Origin of the sequence: Edwardsiella piscicida (assembly GCF_021733145.1) — a bacterium.
Lineage (GTDB): Bacteria > Pseudomonadota > Gammaproteobacteria > Enterobacterales > Enterobacteriaceae > Edwardsiella > Edwardsiella piscicida.
Genome location: NZ_CP090968.1, coordinates 3,093,567 through 3,109,398, shown reverse-complemented (window position 1 = coordinate 3,109,398; position 15,832 = coordinate 3,093,567). Strand labels below are relative to the sequence as shown.

Below are 15,832 nucleotides of genomic sequence, written 5' to 3'. Positions count from 1 at the left end.
GTGGGCGCTAACTATATATACCCCGCTATGCAGTGACAAGCCCTCGGCTTGCGATACGGCCCTTTCTGGTATAGCGACTCATCTTGGTGGTAGCATAACACGAACTTTATCAGCCAACGATGACCAATACGTATGTCTACAGAGAATAGCCCGGCGGATTACGCCACCCTGACGCAGGCCCTGCAACAGCAGGGCGTGGCGCTGACCGCCGCCGAAATGCACGGATTGCTCAGCGGTCTGCTGTGCGGCGGCAACCGCGATGACAGCTGGCTGACGCTGGTGCACGATCTGACCAACGAAGGCACGGCGTTTTCGCAGAGCCTGTCGCAGCCGCTGCAGGCGCTGTATGGGCAGACGCGCAGCGCGCTGGAGGGCGATGAGTTTGCCTTTCAACTGCTGCTGCCGGGAGAGGATGAGGCCTCGGTATTCGTCCGCGCCGATGCGCTGGCCGGGTGGGTGAACCATTTCCTGCTGGGGCTGGGCATGATGCAGGCCAAGCTGGGGCAGGTTAAAGGCGACGTGGGCGAATCTATCGACGATCTGCGCAGCATCGCTCAGCTGGGCTACGATGAGGATGAAGATCAGGAGGCGCTGGCCCACTCTCTGGAGGAGGTGGCGGAGTATGTCCGCATGGCCGCCATGCTGTGCCACGGCGAGTTTAGCCGCCGCGAGGCGCCGGCGTCCGAGGCTCCGCGTCTGCACTGATCGACGTGGCTTGACGGATGACCGTCGGCGGAGCGCCGCCGCTGTGGATGCGTATTGATCGCGCGCATTATTGCGGGATACGGCCTGGACGTATCCCGTTTTAATAACCGGTTTGTGTTATGGAGACTGGGTGCAGCCGCTGGGCTGCCCTGCCGTTTGACCCGCCTATAGTCAGGAGATGGATATGACCCCGCAAGAGTATCAGCGTCGCCGTCAGGCGCTGCTGGCCAGAATGCAACCGGGCAGCGCCGCGCTGTTTTTCGCGGCGCCGGTGTGCTGCCGCAATGCCGAAAACGAATACCCCTATCGCCAGAACAGCGATTTCTGGTACCTGTGCGGGTTCAACGAGCCGGAGGCGCTGCTGGTGCTGATCAAAAGCGCCGACAACCACAGCCACAGCGTGCTGTTCAATCGGGTGCGCGACGTCACGGCCGAGGTTTGGTTTGGCCGTCGCCTGGGACAAGAGGCGGCGCCGGCGCGGCTGAATATCGATCGCGCTCTGCCGTACGGCGACGTAGAGGAGCAGCTGCCGCTGCTGCTTAACGGTCTGGACGTGGTGTATCACGCGCAGGGCATGTATGACTTTGCCGATGCGATGCTCTTTTCTGCGCTGGAGACGCTGCGCCGCTGCGCCCGCCAGAGCCTGCGCGCGCCCGCGACCCTGACGGATTGGCGCCCCTGGGTGCATGAGATGCGGCTGTTCAAGTCGGCGGAGGAGATCGCCGTCATGCGACGCGCCGCCGAGATCACCGCACAGGGCCATACCCGGGCGATGGAGAAGTGCCGTCCGGGGATGTATGAGTATCAGCTGGAGGGCGAACTGCTGCACGAGTTCAACCGACACGGCGCGCGTGCGCCCTCCTTCAATACCATCGTGGGCAGCGGCGAGAACGCCTGTATCCTGCATTACACAGAAAACGAAAGTGAAATGAAAGAGGGCGATCTGGTGCTGGTGGATGCCGGCGCCGAGTTCCGCCACTATGCCGGCGATATCACTCGAACCTTCCCGGTCAGCGGCCGCTTTAGCGAGCCCCAGCGTCAGATTTATCAGCTGGTGCTGGCGTCGATGGCGGCAGGGCTTGAGCACTACCGCCCCGGCAGCAGCCTGCGTGAAGCCCAGGAGGCCACGGTGCAGGTGATGGTGAACGGCCTGGTGGAGCTGGGGATCCTGCAGGGAGAGGTCGAGCAACTGATCGCGGAGCAGAAGTATCGGGCGTTCTTTATGCACGGGCTCGGGCACTGGCTGGGGCTGGATGTCCACGACGTTGGCGACTACGCGACGCCGGCGCGCGATCGTACGCTGGCGCCGGGAATGGTGCTGACCTGTGAGCCGGGGCTGTATATCGCGCCCGATGCCGATGTACCGCTGGCCTATCGCGGTATTGGGGTACGGATTGAGGATGATGTGCTGATCACCGAGGCGGGCTGCGAGATCCTGACCGAGGGCGTCGTGAAATCGGTCGAGGCGATCGAGGCCCTGATGGCGGCGGCGCGGGCGCGGGAATGAGCATCATCATCGCCGGCGGCGGCATGGCGGGCGCGACGCTGGCGCTGGCGCTGTCGACGCTGAGCGGCGGACGCTGTGCGGTAACGCTGGTGGAGGCGGTCGCTCCCGGTGCCGAAGCGCACCCCGGCTTTGACGCCCGCGCCATCGCGCTGGCCCACGCTACCTGTCAGCAGCTGGCGCAGATTGGCGTCTGGCCGGCGCTGGCCTCCTGCGCGACCGCGATCCGTCAGGTGCAGATCAGCGATCGCGGCCACGGCGGAGCGCTGTGGCTGGACGCCGACGCGTACGATCTCCCCGCGCTGGGACAGGTGATCCCGTTGCATCAGGCCGGCGCCCGTCTGTTTCGGCTGCTGGCGTCGGCCCCGGGCGTGACGCTGCTCTGTCCGGCGACGCTGGCGCGGGTGGAGCGTCGCGTCGACGGCGTGACGGCCTGGCTGGCGGATGGTCGCTGCTTACAGGGACGGCTATTGGTGGCCGCCGACGGTGCCTCGTCGCCCCTGGCGCAGATGTGCGGCATGCGCTGGCATAGCGAGGCGTATGCGCAGACGGCGCTGATCGCCACGCTGGCCACCCGTGAGGCGCACCGTGGACGCGCCTTTGAGCGTTTTACGCCGGACGGGCCGCTGGCGCTGCTGCCGATGGCGGAGGGGCGGAGCACGCTGGTCTGGTGTCTGCCGCCGGCCCAGGCAGAGCAGGCGATGCAGTGGGATGAGGCCTCGTTTTTGCATCATCTGCAGCAGGCCTTTGGCTGGCGTCTGGGGCGCTTTACGCACTGCGGTCGGCGCGATAGCTATCCGCTGAGCCTGCGTCGGGCGCACGGACATATCGGTCACCGTCTGGCGCTGGTCGGCAATGCGGCGCAGACGCTGCACCCGATTGCCGGTCAGGGATTTAACCTGGGGCTGCGCGATGTGATGACGCTGGCGGAGACCCTGAGTGATGCGCTGCGGCGCGGGGACGATCCCGGCGCCTATCGGACGCTGGCGCGCTACCAAGGGCGGCGTCAGCCCGATAGCGAGGCGACCGTTGCGCTGACCGACGGTTTGGTGCGGCTGTTCGCCAACCGCCTGCCGCCGTTGGCGGTCGGGCGCAATCTGGGACTGATGGCGCTGGCGCTGGCGCCGCCGCTGCGCACGCCGCTGGTGCGGCGCACGCTGGGTCAGGTCGCCCGTTAGTCGGCCGTTGCTGGGGAAACAGGAAGCTATGCAATCATTCGATATTATTGTTGCCGGCGGCGGTATGGTCGGTCTGGCGCTGGCCAACGCCCTGTCCGGCAGCGGGCTGCGCATCGCCGTGGTCGAGCCGCAGGCGCCGACGCAGGTGTCAACGGCCGTGCGGCGGGTGTCCGCGCTGAATATCGCCAGCGAGCGTCTGCTACAGCAGCTGGGCGTCTGGCCTCGGATCCTGGCGCAGGGCGCCGCGCCCTGCCGCGGTATGGCGGTATGGGAGGCGGACAGCTTTGGCCGTATCGCCTTTGACGCCGCGGATTATGGGCATCTCCACCTGGGCCACATCGTGGAAAACCAGGCGGTACAGACGGCGCTATGGCAGCGGGCCGAGCAGGATAAGGGGATTACCCTGATGACGCCGGCGACCCTTGCGCAGGTGGCTTGGGGAGAGAATGAGGCGTTTGTGACGCTGGATAACGGGACGATGCTCAGCGCACGGCTGCTGGTCGGCGCCGACGGCGCTCACTCGGCCCTGCGCCGCCAGGCCGACGTGCCGCTGACGTTCTGGGACTACCAGCATCATGCGCTGGTGGCGACGATCCGCTGTGAGCAGCCCCATGACCATATCGCGCGTCAGATCTTTCGTCCGCAGGGGATCCTGGCCTTTTTGCCGCTGCAGGATCCCACCCTGTGCTCTATCGTGTGGTCGCTGCCGCCGCAGGAGGCGCAGCGCATGTACGCGGCCGCGCCGCCGCTGTTTGAGCGCGCGCTGACCATCGCCTTCGATCATCGGCTTGGCCGCTGTCAGTGCGTCGGCGAGCGGGCGCTGTTTCCTTTGCAGGGGCGCTATGCCCGCAGCTTTGCCGGACACCGCTTGGCTCTGATGGGGGATGCGGCGCACACCGTACATCCGCTGGCCGGTCAGGGGGTGAATCTGGGGCTGATGGATGCGGCGGAGCTGGCGGGCGAGCTGCGTCGCCTGCAGGCCCAGGGCAAGGACATCGGACACCATCTGTATCTGCGCCGCTACGAGCGTCGGCGCAAGCACAGCGCCGCCGTGATGCTGGCGGCGATGCAGGGGTTCCGCGATCTGTTCGCCGGGGCTAATCCGGCGAAGAAGCTGCTGCGTGACCTGGGGCTGACGCTGGCCGATCGCCTGCCGGGGGTGAAGCCTCAGCTGGTACGCCACGCCATGGGGCTGGCGGATCTGCCGGCGCTGCTGCAGGCGGCGCCGTCGGACGAATAAAGGTCGAGCACCTCACCCGCGGAGGCCCTCCGCGGGTGAAATATTCTAATCCTCTCCCCGCCGTTTGAATTAGTTTTTCTCATCTCTCCGTTTTTTATATCTGCTGTTTTCTGCTTTCCTGAATCCGTTCAGGTTATACGTAGGCAATAAAAATGCAGCAAGTATGTTAATTTTGTGCTGATGTGCGCATTTTTACAGCAAGATATTCTGCATTATCATCCCATCGTCCCGGCGGACTTCGCGTTGTTACGCCTATTTTATCTTATGGTTAATCCCCTGTTTCAGTGATACCGTCGGGCAGAGAGGTATCGATTGCGCGCCGTGGAGGGTCCGCGGCGGCGCGAGCGCGGCGGCTGACGGCCGCATACTCAGGCGAGGATGAGAATGGCAAAACAGACGGTGCTTTATGATCAGCATGTGGCCGACGGGGCGCGCATGGTGGATTTTCATGGCTGGATGATGCCGCTGCACTATGGCTCCCAGCTGGAGGAGCATCATGCGGTGCGCAGCGATGCCGGGATGTTCGATGTTTCCCATATGACCATCGTGGATCTGCACGGGGTTAAGGCGCGGGACTTTCTGCGCTATCTGTTGGCCAACGATGTGGCGCGCCTGACGCAGCCGGGCAAGGCGCTGTACAGCGCGATGCTGAACGCCAGCGGCGGGGTGATCGACGATCTGATCGTCTACTTTCTGGCGGATCAGCATTTTCGCCTGGTGGTCAACTCGGCGACCCGCGAGCGTGATTTAGCCTGGATCGGCGAGCATGCGCCCGCCTTTGGCGTTGAGCTGCGCGAACGTCGCGATCTGGCGCTGATCGCGGTACAGGGGCCAACGGCCCGTCAGCGGGTAGATGCGCTGCTGACGCCGGCGCAGCGTCAGACGGTCGCCGGGATGAAACCCTTCTTCGGCCATCAGGCGGGATCGCTGTTTATCGCCACCACCGGCTACACCGGGGAGGATGGCTACGAGATAGCCCTGCCGCAGGATGAGGCGGTGGCCTTCTGGCAGCGCCTGGCGCAGGCGGGCATCAGGCCCTGCGGGTTGGCCGCCCGCGACACGCTGCGTCTGGAGGCCGGAATGAACCTGTATGGTCAGGAGATGGATGAAGGGATCTCGCCGCTGGCGGCCAACATGGGCTGGACCATCGCCTGGGCGCCGCCGGAGCGTGACTTTATTGGCCGGGCGGCGCTGGAGCGTCAGCAGAGCCAGCATCCTGAGCAGCTGGTCGGGCTGGTGATGCGAGAGAAAGGGGTGCTGCGGGCAGGCATGACGATCCGCTTTTGCGATGAGCAGGGTAACGCCCGTCAGGGGACGATCACCAGCGGCTCGTTTTCGCCGACGCTGGGGTGCAGCATCGCGCTGGCGCGGGTGCCGCAGGGGATCGGCGGCGAGGCATGGGTCGAGATCCGCGGTCGCGAGCTGGCGCTCAGCGTGGTGAAACCGGGCTTTGTCCGTCACGGCCACAGCCTGATCCCGTCCGTCGATACGGCGGCGGTAGGCAACTAACCAAGTGAAGCAACACATAACTCCAGGAGAGGATGGCGATGAGCAATGTGCCGACAGAGTTGAAGTATACCGCGTCCCATGAGTGGGTACGCGCAGAGGCAAACGGGGTCTTTTGCGTCGGGATCACCGACCATGCCCAGAGTCTGCTGGGCGACATGGTGTTTGTGGATCTGCCGGAGGTGGGGGCGCATATCGATACCGGCGCGGAGTGCGCGGTGGCCGAGTCGGTCAAGGCGGCGTCGGATATCTATAGCCCGCTGGCGGGGGAGGTCGTGGCCGTAAATGGCTCACTGGAGGAGGCGCCGGAGCAGGTCAACGCGGCGCCCTATGACGAGGGCTGGCTGTTCCGTATTCGGGCCGACGATCCCGCCGAGTTTGCGGCGCTGCTCAGCGCCGAAGGGTATCTGGCCGCGCTGGACGAATAAGCGTGTGACCGCCGGGCCGCCCCTGAGGCGGCCTTTTCGTATGATTTGCCGGGCGCCGGGCTGCGGCGCGATCCAGGAATGCGTAAGCCATGACTCAGACCCTTACCCAGCTTGAAAACAGTGACGCTTTTATTGCCCGCCATATCGGCCCCACGCCGGAGGAGCAGCAGCAGATGCTGGCGCAGATTGGCGCACCGGATCTCGATACGCTGCTGGCGCGCATCGTCCCGGCGGATATTCAGCTGCCCGCCGCGCCGCCCATCGGCGCCGCCTGCAGCGAGCAGCAGGCGCTGGACGAACTGCGGGCGATCGCCGCGCAAAACCAGTGCTACAGATCGTTTATCGGCATGGGCTATTACGGCGTGCAGACGCCGCCGGCCATCCAGCGCAACATGCTGGAGAACCCCGGCTGGTATACCGCCTATACCCCCTATCAGCCGGAGGTATCCCAGGGGCGTCTGGAGGCGCTGCTTAACTTTCAGCAGATGACGCTGGATCTGACCGGGCTGGATCTGGCCTCGGCGTCGCTGCTTGACGAGGCGACCGCCGCCGCCGAGGCGATGGCGCTGGCGCGGCGCGCCAGCCGCCTGAAGCAGGCCAATGTGTTCTTTATCGCGCAGGATGTGCACCCCCAGACTATCGACGTGGTCTGCACCCGGGCCGAGAGCTGCGGGATCGAGGTGATCATCGATGACGCCCGGCGGGCGGCGGATCACCGCGATCTGTTCGGGGTGCTGCTGCAGCAGGTCGGCACGCAGGGCGATCTGCATGACTATCGTGCGCTGATGGATGCCCTGCGCGAGCGCGGGGTGATCACCTGCATGGCGGCCGATCCGCTGGCACTGGTGCTGCTGGAGGCGCCGGGGCGCCAAGGGGCCGATGTGGTGTTTGGCTCCGCTCAGCGCTTTGGCGTGCCGATGGGCTACGGAGGCCCTCACGCCGCCTTCTTTGCCTGTCGCGATGCGTTTAAGCGCGCCATGCCGGGGCGGATTATCGGCGTCGCGCGCGATGCCGCCGGGGAGCCGGCCCTGCGCATGGCGATGCAGACGCGTGAACAGCATATCCGGCGAGAAAAGGCCAACTCCAATATCTGTACTTCGCAGGTGCTGCTGGCCAATATTGCCGGTATGTATGCGGTGTATCACGGTCCGCAGGGGCTGCGTCGCATTGCCGAACGGGTTCACCGCCTGGCGGATATTCTGGCGCTCGGCCTGCAGCAAAAGGGGATGACGCTGCGCAACCACCGCTGGTTCGATACCCTGACGGTGGCGGTGCCCGATAAGGCGGCGGTGCTGGCGCGGGCCCTCGGCTTTGGCATCAACCTGCGCGGCGATCTGGATGGTGCGGTCGGCATCAGCTTTGACGAGTGCAGCACGCGTGACGATCTGGAGGCGCTGTTTACCATCCTGCTCGGTGACGGCCACGCGCTGGATATCGATACCCTGGATACGCTGGCCCAGGAGGCCAGCGAGGGCAGTATTCCGACGGCGCTACTGCGCCGCGAGCCGATCTTGACGCATCCGGTGTTCAACCGTTACCACAGCGAAACCGCGCTGATGCGCTATATGCACGGGCTGGAGCGGCGCGATCTGGCGCTGAATCAGGCGATGATCCCGCTGGGCTCCTGTACCATGAAGCTGAACGCCGCCGCCGAGATGATCCCGATCACCTGGCCCGAATTCGCCGCGCTGCACCCGTTCTGTCCGCCGGAGCAGGCGCAGGGCTACCGGCTTCTGCTGAGCCAGCTGGCGGAGTGGCTGGTGCAGCTGACGGGGTATGACGCCGTCTGCCTGCAGCCCAACTCGGGCGCGCAGGGGGAGTATGCCGGTCTGCTGGCGATCCGCCGCTATCATGAAAGCCGGGGCGAGGGGCAGCGCACCCGCTGCCTGATCCCGGCCTCGGCCCACGGCACTAACCCGGCCTCGGCGCAGATGGCCGGGATGGAGGTCGAGGTGGTGGCGTGTGATGAGCAGGGCAATATCGATCTGCACGATCTGCGCGAACGTGCGCAGCAGGCGGGGGAGCGCCTGGCGGCGATCATGGTGACCTACCCCTCGACCCACGGCGTATATGAAGAGACCATCCGCGAGGTGTGCCAGATAGTGCATCAGTACGGTGGGCAGGTGTATCTGGACGGCGCCAATATGAACGCGCAGGTCGGGATCACCACGCCCGGCTATATCGGCGCCGATGTCTCGCACCTGAACCTGCATAAAACCTTCGCCATCCCACACGGCGGCGGCGGGCCGGGAATGGGGCCGATCGGCGTTAAGGCTCACCTGGCGCCCTTTGTTCCCGGCCACCGGGTGGTGCAGCTGCCCGGCCTGACCCCCCGTCAGGGTGCGGTCAGCGCCGCGCCGTTTGGCAGCGCATCCATTCTGCCCATCAGCTGGATGTATATTCGCATGATGGGGGCCGAGGGGCTGCGCGGCGCCAGCGCGGTGGCGATCCTGAACGCCAACTATATCGCTCGCCGTCTGGGGGCGGTTTACCCGGTGCTGTACCGCGGGAAGGGGGGGTATGTGGCCCACGAGTGCATCCTGGATCTGCGCCCGCTGAAGGCGCGCAGCGGCATCAGTGAAATGGATATCGCCAAGCGTCTGATCGACTATGGCTTCCACGCGCCGACCATGTCCTTCCCGGTCGCCGGTACGCTGATGGTTGAGCCGACGGAGTCGGAGAATAAGGCCGAGCTGGATCGCTTTATCGCCGCCATGCTGGCGATTCACGATGAGATCGCGCGCGTCGAGGCCGGTGAGTGGCCGCTGCAGGATAACCCGTTGGTCAATGCGCCCCATACTCAGCGTGAGCTGGTGGGCGAGTGGCATCACCCCTATGGGCGTGAGCTGGCGGTGTTTCCTACGCCGCAGACGCGGGAGAACAAGTATTGGCCGGCGGTGAAGCGCCTGGACGATGTCTATGGCGATCGTCATCTGCAGTGCTCTTGCCCGCCGCTGAGCGACTGGGCATAGGTCATCCTCCACGGGCGGGCGATCGGTGACGGTCGCCCGTCTGCTTTTTCTGCGCGTGTCCCGCGGGTCGGAGCGACTGCGCACCCGGTTTTCCGGGGCGCGCTCGCGTTTTATGACCATTTTATGTATGAAATATTCTAATTCATTATCCGGCGGATAGCGAACGGAGTGTCCGGCGCTTTTGTATTAAAATTGGTTTAAAATCATATTGTTGTATTTTGATTGTTTGTTATTACTTGCGCTAATCATCACTTTTATTCATGCGTTGTTCGGCGATTTCCCCGGCTGGTCAGGGGGTAAAGTGTGATAGAGTTCTCATCGTGAAATGTTGCCATTGCGGAGAGGCGTTTTTCTCCGCCCGCCGGCAGCGTACCGCTCCCGCGTTTATCCGGTTTATGTTACCGCGCCCGTTTGCCGGGCGACGGCGGCATGCTATTTCCGTTTAAGCGCCCAATACACCGACAGGCAAAAATAAAAACGGGTAATGTCAGGTATGGAACTTTTGGCACAGTGTGTGAACCGCATCAATAGTCTGTTGTGGAATGAGCTATTGATTTTTTTACTCTGCGGCACGGGGATCTATTACACCCTGCGTCTGGGCTTTATTCAGATCCGTCATTTCGGCTCCGGCTTTCGCGCGCTGTTCGGTGGTATGTCTCTGTCTGGCGATAAGGCAGACAAGCAGGGAATGAGCTCATTTCAGGCGGTCGCTACGGCCATCGCGGGCCAGGTGGGTACCGGGAACCTGGCCGGTCCAGCGACGGCGATCGTCGCCGGGGGGCCGGGCGCTATTTTTTGGATGTGGGTTTCCTCATTTCTGGGGATGGCGACGATTTATGCCGAGGCCATTCTGGCGCAGAAATATAAGTCTTTTGATAAACAGGGGCACGTTGTCGGCGGTCCGGCGTATTACATTGAGAAAGGGCTGAACTGTAAATGGCTGGCCGCACTGTTTTCCGTACTGATTATTTTTGCGCTGGGCTTTATTGGCAATATGGTGCAGTCCAACTCGATCGCCGCCGCTTTTGAGGGGTCGCTGGGCGTTCCGGGCTGGATCGTCGGGGTGGTTCTGGCCGTGCTGACCGGCGGGGTTATCATGGGCGGGCTACGCAGTATCGCCTCCTTCACGGAGAAGGTGGTACCGACCATGGCGGTCTTTTATCTGGTCGGGGCGCTGCTGATCCTGGGCCTGAACGCCCACTATATTCTGCCGGCGTTTAAGGCCATCTTCGTGGCGGCGTTCAACCCACAGGCGGTGCTGGGCGGTGGCGCGGGGATCGCTATCCAGCAGGCGATGCGTTTCGGTATTGCCCGCGGCCTGTTCTCGAACGAGGCCGGGATGGGGTCAACGCCGCATGCCCATGCGGTGGCCAAAGTGAAGCACCCGGAACAGCAGGGCTTTATCGCCATGATGGGGGTGTTTGTGGTGTGCGTGATCGTCACCCTGACGGCGCTGGTGATCATCACCTCTGGCATGGCGATGTGGCAGCAGGGCGGGCAGGCGCAGGCCTCTTTCCTCGGCGTATTTTCAGGCCAGGGGATAGCCGTGACGCAGCAGGCGTACTCCTATGTTTATGGCCACTTTGGCAGCCTGTTTATTTCCGCCTCACTGTTCTTCTTCGCGTTTTCGACCATCATTGGCTGGTACTACTATGCGGAGACCAACGTGCGCTATCTGTTTAACTCGCAGAAAGCGGTGCGGGTGTATCAGATGCTGGTGGTCGTCTTTATCTTCATCGCCTCTTTCTTCCACGTGGAGTTAGTGTGGAATATGGCCGATATGTTCAATGGCCTGATGGTACTGCCGAACCTGGCTGCGCTGCTGCTGCTGTCGCCGGTGGTGATCCGTCTGACTCGAGAGATCGGCCAGCGCCGTCACGGTAGCGCAGTCGCCGAAGGCGAATGACAACGTCGGGCGTTAGCATCACGGCGGCAGGGGGCTCCCCTGCCGCCGTTTTACTTAGAGGTACAGATAGATAGCGAAGAAGTGACAGGCGCTGCCGCCGAGGACAAAGGCATGCCAGATGGCATGATTGTAGGGAATACGCCGGCAGACGTAGAAGATAACCCCCAGGGTATACACGATCCCCCCCAGCGCCAGCAGCGCGATCCCCGCGCCGGAGAGGCGCATCGCCAGCTGATAGATAACAATCAGCGAGAGCCAGCCCATGGTCAGATAGGTGATCAGCGATACGATCTTAAAGCGGTGGGCGAAGGCCAGCTTAAACAGGATCCCCAGCAGCGCCAGCGTCCAAATCACCGCCATCAGCCCGCGCGCCAGCGGCGAATCCAGTCCGATCAGTAAAAAGGGGGTATAGGTTCCGGCGATCAGCAGATAGATGGCGCAGTGGTCAAAGACTTTAAGCCAGCGTTTGGCCGCCCGGTTGGGGATGGCGTGGTAGAGGGTTGAGGCCAGAAACAGCAGGATCATGCTGCCGCCGTACAGGCTATAGCTGGTAATCGCCATCGCGCTGGCGCCGCTGCCGATGGCCTGTACCAGCAGCAGAACCAGCCCGACGATCCCCAGAATAAAACCGATGCCGTGGCTGATGCTGTTGGCGATCTCTTCGGTCAGAGAGTACCCCGGTTGCAGCGGGGAAGCGGTTGTCATCATCGTATGATCTCACGCAGCGAAGCCCGACCCGCGCCGGGCTTGGGTAAGCCGGGAAAACGCCGCCCGACTCTAGGTCATTCCGCCAGCGACGGAACGACCTAGAGTAGCTGAGAATGATTCCAGTGTACACGTGTACGCTAAAAAAGCGGCGCGGCGCGCGGCCATATAGTGAGAGTTGATGTGCTTAAAATCACAAATAATCACCGTGATTATTACTTTTACAACAGCGGATCGCCGCCGTCAGGGCCACTTTTTGCCGCTGCGCGGGGGATTGTCGGGGGTTATGGCTATCTTGTTGAATTTACTAAACTGATTTTTAAACAAAAAAGAGATCTTCTGCACGGAAAACGTCCAACTTATTAATTTGATGAGAATCTCAATTAATGTATTATTCCTGCGTCGTTTTTCTCCGCAATCGTGAACGCAATCGATTACGCTTTTAAAAAACTCTTACTTGATCACAGTTTTCTGTATCCGTTTATTTCTATAATGCGCCAGGCCAACGAGCGGGCGTTCGCGCGAGTGATGGCTGATTTGTGGCGATGTTGACATGTTGTCGTTGTCTCCCTCTGCGCGGGGAGCTTTTTAAGGTAAGTGGCACTCATATGAAAAAAACAATTTTAGCTGCGGGCGCTCTGCTGTCCTGTCTCTCCACCAGCGTCACGGCAACGGCGGCGGACAATAACGGCGAGTATCTTTCCGACTGGTGGCATCAGAGCGTGAACGTGGTGGGTAGCTACCATACCCGCTTTGGGCCGTTCCGTACCAATGATGTGTACCTGGAGTATGAAGCCTTTGCCAAGAAGGACTGGCTCGATTTTTATGGCTATGTTGACGTACCGAAGTTCTTCGGCGCCGGCAACACGGTCGATAAGGGGATCTGGGATAAAGGCTCCCCGCTGTTTATGGAGATCGAGCCGCGCTTCTCTATCGATAAGCTGACCGGCTTGAACCTGGGCTTCGGTCCGTTCAAAGAGTGGTACTTCGCTAACGACTATGTCTTTGACATGGGGCGTAACAGCGATAGCCGCCAGAATACCTGGTATATGGGTCTGGGGACCGACATTGACACCGGTCTGCCGATGGGCCTGTCGCTGAACGTGTACGGCAAGTACCAGTGGGAAAACTACGGTGCGGCCAACGAAAACAGCTGGGACGGCTACCGCGTGAAGGTGAAATACTTCGTGCCGTTGACCGAGCTGTGGGGCGGCAACCTGAACTATATCGGCTTCACTAACTTTGACTTCGGCTCCCGTCTGGGCGACAAGTCCGGGGTCGGCAGCAACGGCAATCAGCTGCGCTCCAATAACTCCATCGCCTCCAGCCATATTCTGGCGCTGAACTACACCCATTGGCACTACTCCGTGGTGGCCCGTTACTTCCATAACGGCGGTCAGTGGAAAGAGGGCGCCGCGCTGGGCGACGATCTGCATCCGACCGGCTGGGGTTACTACCTGGTGGTGGGTTACAACTTCTAATTCCACGCCCTGTGTGCATCAAGGCCCCGCTGCGACGGGGCCTTTTTCATGGCTAAAAAAGAGGAAGGCGCGTAGGAAAACGAGCCGTTTTTCTGTGCCGCGTTTTGCGCCATGATGTCGGGACTGTGCGGCGAACTTTTCTGGCCTAAGGAGCTATCATGACCCGACACCTCAGCAAGGATACCCAACTGTGCATATCGCTGGCGGCGCGCCCGGGTAACTTCGGCACCCGCTTTCATAACTATCTGTATGACGCGTTGGATCTGGATTACCTGTATAAGGCCTTCACCACCCGCGATATTGTCGCCGCCATCGGCGGCGTCAGGGCGCTGGGCATCCGCGGCTGCGCTATCTCCATGCCGTTTAAGGAGGCAGTGATCCCGCTGGTGGATGAGATGGATGCCTCGGCGGTCGGGATCGGCTCGGTGAATACCCTGGTGAATACGGAGGGCTGGCTGAAGGCCTATAACACCGACTATATCGCCATCGCCCAGCTGCTGCGCCAGTATGCGCTCGATCCCGCCATGTGCTTTGCCCTGCACGGCAGCGGCGGCATGGCCAAGGCGGTCGCCTGCGCGCTGCGGGACGCGGGGTTTACCCGTGGCTATATCGTGGCGAAAAACGCCGAGTCCGGTCAGCGTCTGGCGGCGCAGTATGGCTATACCTGGTGCCATGAGCTGCCGGCGCAGGCGCCAGCCGATCTGCTGATCAACGCCACGCCGGTGGGGATGCTCGGCGGCGAGTTTGCCGACGCGCTGTCGTTTCATCCCGCGCGCATCGCGCAGGCTCACGCGGTGTTTGAGGTGGTGGCGCTACCGATAGCGACGCCGCTGGTTCAGGCGGCGCGGGCGGCGGGGAAAACGGTGATCTCCGGGGCCGAGGTGTTCGCCATTCAGGCGGTGGAGCAGTTTGTCCTGTATACCGGCATTCGACCGGAGCACGGGCTATTTTTGCAGGCCGCCGCCCACGCCCGGGGAGAGTGACGCCCGGCCGCGGGGGAGAGGCTGTGCCGGGCGCGGCGGGGATTACTCCGGCTGATCTGCGATGCTATAGGGCAGGGGCGACAGCGTCAGCTGGCTCCGCGCATCGTCGCGTACCCGCAGTACGCTGTCTGCCGGGAGATCGCTGCTCAGCACCGCCTGCAGGTAGACGTCGCCGTCGGCCAGCCGCTGCGCCGCCAGCACCGTACCGCTGCGTCGCCAGCTGTCGCCCAGGCGCAGCTCCAGATCTTCGCTGGCGTGCGGCAGTCGCTCTGCGCTACCGCGCAGCCAGAACAGCGCCCGTCGGTTGGCGCCGCGGTATTTGGCGCGCGCCACCATCTCTTGGCCGCTGTAGCATCCCTTGCTAAACGAGATCCCGCCGAGCGCCTGCAGGTTTACGGCCTGGGGGAGGAACCGATCGCAGCTGGGCTCATCGATGAGCGGGATCCCGGCTTCGATATCCAGCGCCAGCCACTGGGCGCTGTCCGCCAGGCGCGCGTGCACGGCCAGCGGGGTGCAAATCCGCTCCGCTTCATCCGCATCATCGCAGATCAGCAGGTAGCGCGGCTGCGGCCAGGCCAGATAGAGCAGATGGCTACGGCCGTCCTGCAGCAGCGGCGCGTCGGCGTCCGGCAGGCGCGGGAAGATGGCGCCGAGGGCCTCGCTTGCCTGCGCTCCGGCGACGCCCAGCAGCACCGCCGCCTCGTCGCTGGCGATGCTGACCTTGGCAAATACCGCATACTTTTTCAGCTCCAGCGTCTGCAGGGTGGCCACGCTGCGGCGCAGCAGGTAGGTGAAGCCATCGCCGCGGCGCAGCAGGCGTAGGCTGCTCCACAGCTTGCCTTGGGCGTCGCAGTGGCCGCACAGCGTGTGCTGCGTGGCGGCCAGCGCCGGCACGTCGGCGGTAAGCTGCCCCTGCAGGTAGCTTTGCGCATCCGGGCCGCTGACGTTGATCGGCAGCCAGTCATCCAACCGCATCAGGGTCAGGGGAAGGTACTCTGCGGCCAGAGGCGGCTGCGGGGAGAAGGGGGCGTTAAGGTTCATGAGAGTTCCCTGTAAGATCATACCGGACGTAGTGACCATGGTAAGAAAGGTCGCCCACAATGCCAATGGTTAATTGCGCTCGATGTGGTCAGGTTTAGAAATAAGACGCTCTCGGCGTGAGTTGTTGCGTAACACATTGCAAATCCTAAATAAAAAAGCACGTATAACAAATATTATCCGTGG

12 protein-coding genes are annotated in these 15,832 nt (G+C 62.7%); 10 read left to right on the top strand and 2 right to left on the bottom strand.

Annotated features, from left to right (window positions below):
• Positions 1–132 precede the first annotated feature (132 nt).
• The 8 genes from L1P05_RS14150 (at position 133) to L1P05_RS14115 (ending at position 11,439) form a co-directional block, all read left to right on the top strand.
• On the top strand, positions 133–705 hold the full coding sequence (locus L1P05_RS14150; protein ID WP_012849769.1) for a YecA/YgfB family protein: 573 nt from the start codon (positions 133–135) through the stop codon (positions 703–705).
• A 184-nt stretch (positions 706–889) separates the two neighbouring features.
• Positions 890–2,212 carry a Xaa-Pro aminopeptidase gene (gene pepP / locus L1P05_RS14145; protein WP_012849768.1) on the top strand — a complete coding sequence of 441 codons (1,323 nt, stop codon included), beginning with the start codon at positions 890–892 and terminating at the stop codon, positions 2,210–2,212.
• The gene (ubiH, locus tag L1P05_RS14140) at positions 2,209–3,387 is read left to right on the top strand and encodes a 2-octaprenyl-6-methoxyphenyl hydroxylase (RefSeq protein WP_012849767.1); all 1,179 of its coding nucleotides are present in this window, start codon (positions 2,209–2,211) and stop codon (positions 3,385–3,387) included. The genes pepP and ubiH overlap by 4 nt, the downstream gene beginning before the upstream one ends.
• A gap of 28 nt (positions 3,388–3,415) precedes the next feature.
• Entirely contained in the window at positions 3,416–4,627 is a 1,212-nt protein-coding gene (gene ubiI, locus L1P05_RS14135; protein WP_012849766.1) for an FAD-dependent 2-octaprenylphenol hydroxylase, read from the top strand.
• A 384-nt stretch (positions 4,628–5,011) separates the two neighbouring features.
• The gene (gene gcvT, locus L1P05_RS14130) at positions 5,012–6,136 is read left to right on the top strand and encodes a glycine cleavage system aminomethyltransferase GcvT (protein WP_012849764.1); all 1,125 of its coding nucleotides are present in this window, start codon (positions 5,012–5,014) and stop codon (positions 6,134–6,136) included.
• A gap of 38 nt (positions 6,137–6,174) precedes the next feature.
• On the top strand, positions 6,175–6,561 hold the full coding sequence (gene gcvH / locus L1P05_RS14125) for a glycine cleavage system protein GcvH (RefSeq protein ID WP_015462282.1): 387 nt from the start codon (positions 6,175–6,177) through the stop codon (positions 6,559–6,561).
• An 89-nt stretch (positions 6,562–6,650) separates the two neighbouring features.
• Positions 6,651–9,533, top strand: a complete 2,883-nt coding sequence (gcvP, locus tag L1P05_RS14120; RefSeq protein ID WP_012849762.1) for an aminomethyl-transferring glycine dehydrogenase — start codon at positions 6,651–6,653, stop codon at positions 9,531–9,533.
• Positions 9,534–10,026: 493 nt separating this feature from the next.
• The gene (locus tag L1P05_RS14115; RefSeq protein ID WP_034167930.1) at positions 10,027–11,439 is read left to right on the top strand and encodes an alanine/glycine:cation symporter family protein; all 1,413 of its coding nucleotides are present in this window, start codon (positions 10,027–10,029) and stop codon (positions 11,437–11,439) included.
• 54 nt (positions 11,440–11,493) lie between these two features.
• On the opposite strand, the gene trhA is transcribed toward L1P05_RS14115, so the two are convergent.
• A complete protein-coding gene (trhA, locus tag L1P05_RS14110; RefSeq protein ID WP_012849760.1) occupies positions 11,494–12,147 on the bottom strand; it encodes a PAQR family membrane homeostasis protein TrhA in 654 nt (217 codons plus the stop codon).
• A 605-nt stretch (positions 12,148–12,752) separates the two neighbouring features.
• On the opposite strand from trhA, the gene L1P05_RS14105 reads away from it, so the two are divergent.
• The gene (locus tag L1P05_RS14105) at positions 12,753–13,625 is read left to right on the top strand and encodes a nucleoside-specific channel-forming protein Tsx (protein ID WP_012849758.1); all 873 of its coding nucleotides are present in this window, start codon (positions 12,753–12,755) and stop codon (positions 13,623–13,625) included.
• A 158-nt stretch (positions 13,626–13,783) separates the two neighbouring features.
• Entirely contained in the window at positions 13,784–14,608 is an 825-nt protein-coding gene (locus L1P05_RS14100) for a shikimate 5-dehydrogenase (RefSeq protein WP_012849757.1), read from the top strand.
• Between the two features lie 42 nt (positions 14,609–14,650).
• On the opposite strand, the gene ygfZ is transcribed toward L1P05_RS14100, so the two are convergent.
• Entirely contained in the window at positions 14,651–15,649 is a 999-nt protein-coding gene (gene ygfZ, locus L1P05_RS14095) for a tRNA-modifying protein YgfZ (protein WP_012849756.1), read from the bottom strand.
• Positions 15,650–15,832 lie beyond the last annotated feature (183 nt).

Coding starts and splice junctions, on each gene's coding strand:
- L1P05_RS14150 (WP_012849769.1), top strand. CDS start 133: ATGTCTACAGAGAATAGCCCGGCGGATTACGCCACCCTGACGCAGGCC.
- pepP (WP_012849768.1), top strand. CDS start 890: ATGACCCCGCAAGAGTATCAGCGTCGCCGTCAGGCGCTGCTGGCCAGA.
- ubiH (WP_012849767.1), top strand. CDS start 2,209: ATGAGCATCATCATCGCCGGCGGCGGCATGGCGGGCGCGACGCTGGCG.
- ubiI (WP_012849766.1), top strand. CDS start 3,416: ATGCAATCATTCGATATTATTGTTGCCGGCGGCGGTATGGTCGGTCTG.
- gcvT (WP_012849764.1), top strand. CDS start 5,012: ATGGCAAAACAGACGGTGCTTTATGATCAGCATGTGGCCGACGGGGCG.
- gcvH (WP_015462282.1), top strand. CDS start 6,175: ATGAGCAATGTGCCGACAGAGTTGAAGTATACCGCGTCCCATGAGTGG.
- gcvP (WP_012849762.1), top strand. CDS start 6,651: ATGACTCAGACCCTTACCCAGCTTGAAAACAGTGACGCTTTTATTGCC.
- L1P05_RS14115 (WP_034167930.1), top strand. CDS start 10,027: ATGGAACTTTTGGCACAGTGTGTGAACCGCATCAATAGTCTGTTGTGG.
- trhA (WP_012849760.1), bottom strand. CDS start 12,147: ATGATGACAACCGCTTCCCCGCTGCAACCGGGGTACTCTCTGACCGAA.
- L1P05_RS14105 (WP_012849758.1), top strand. CDS start 12,753: ATGAAAAAAACAATTTTAGCTGCGGGCGCTCTGCTGTCCTGTCTCTCC.
- L1P05_RS14100 (WP_012849757.1), top strand. CDS start 13,784: ATGACCCGACACCTCAGCAAGGATACCCAACTGTGCATATCGCTGGCG.
- ygfZ (WP_012849756.1), bottom strand. CDS start 15,649: ATGAACCTTAACGCCCCCTTCTCCCCGCAGCCGCCTCTGGCCGCAGAG.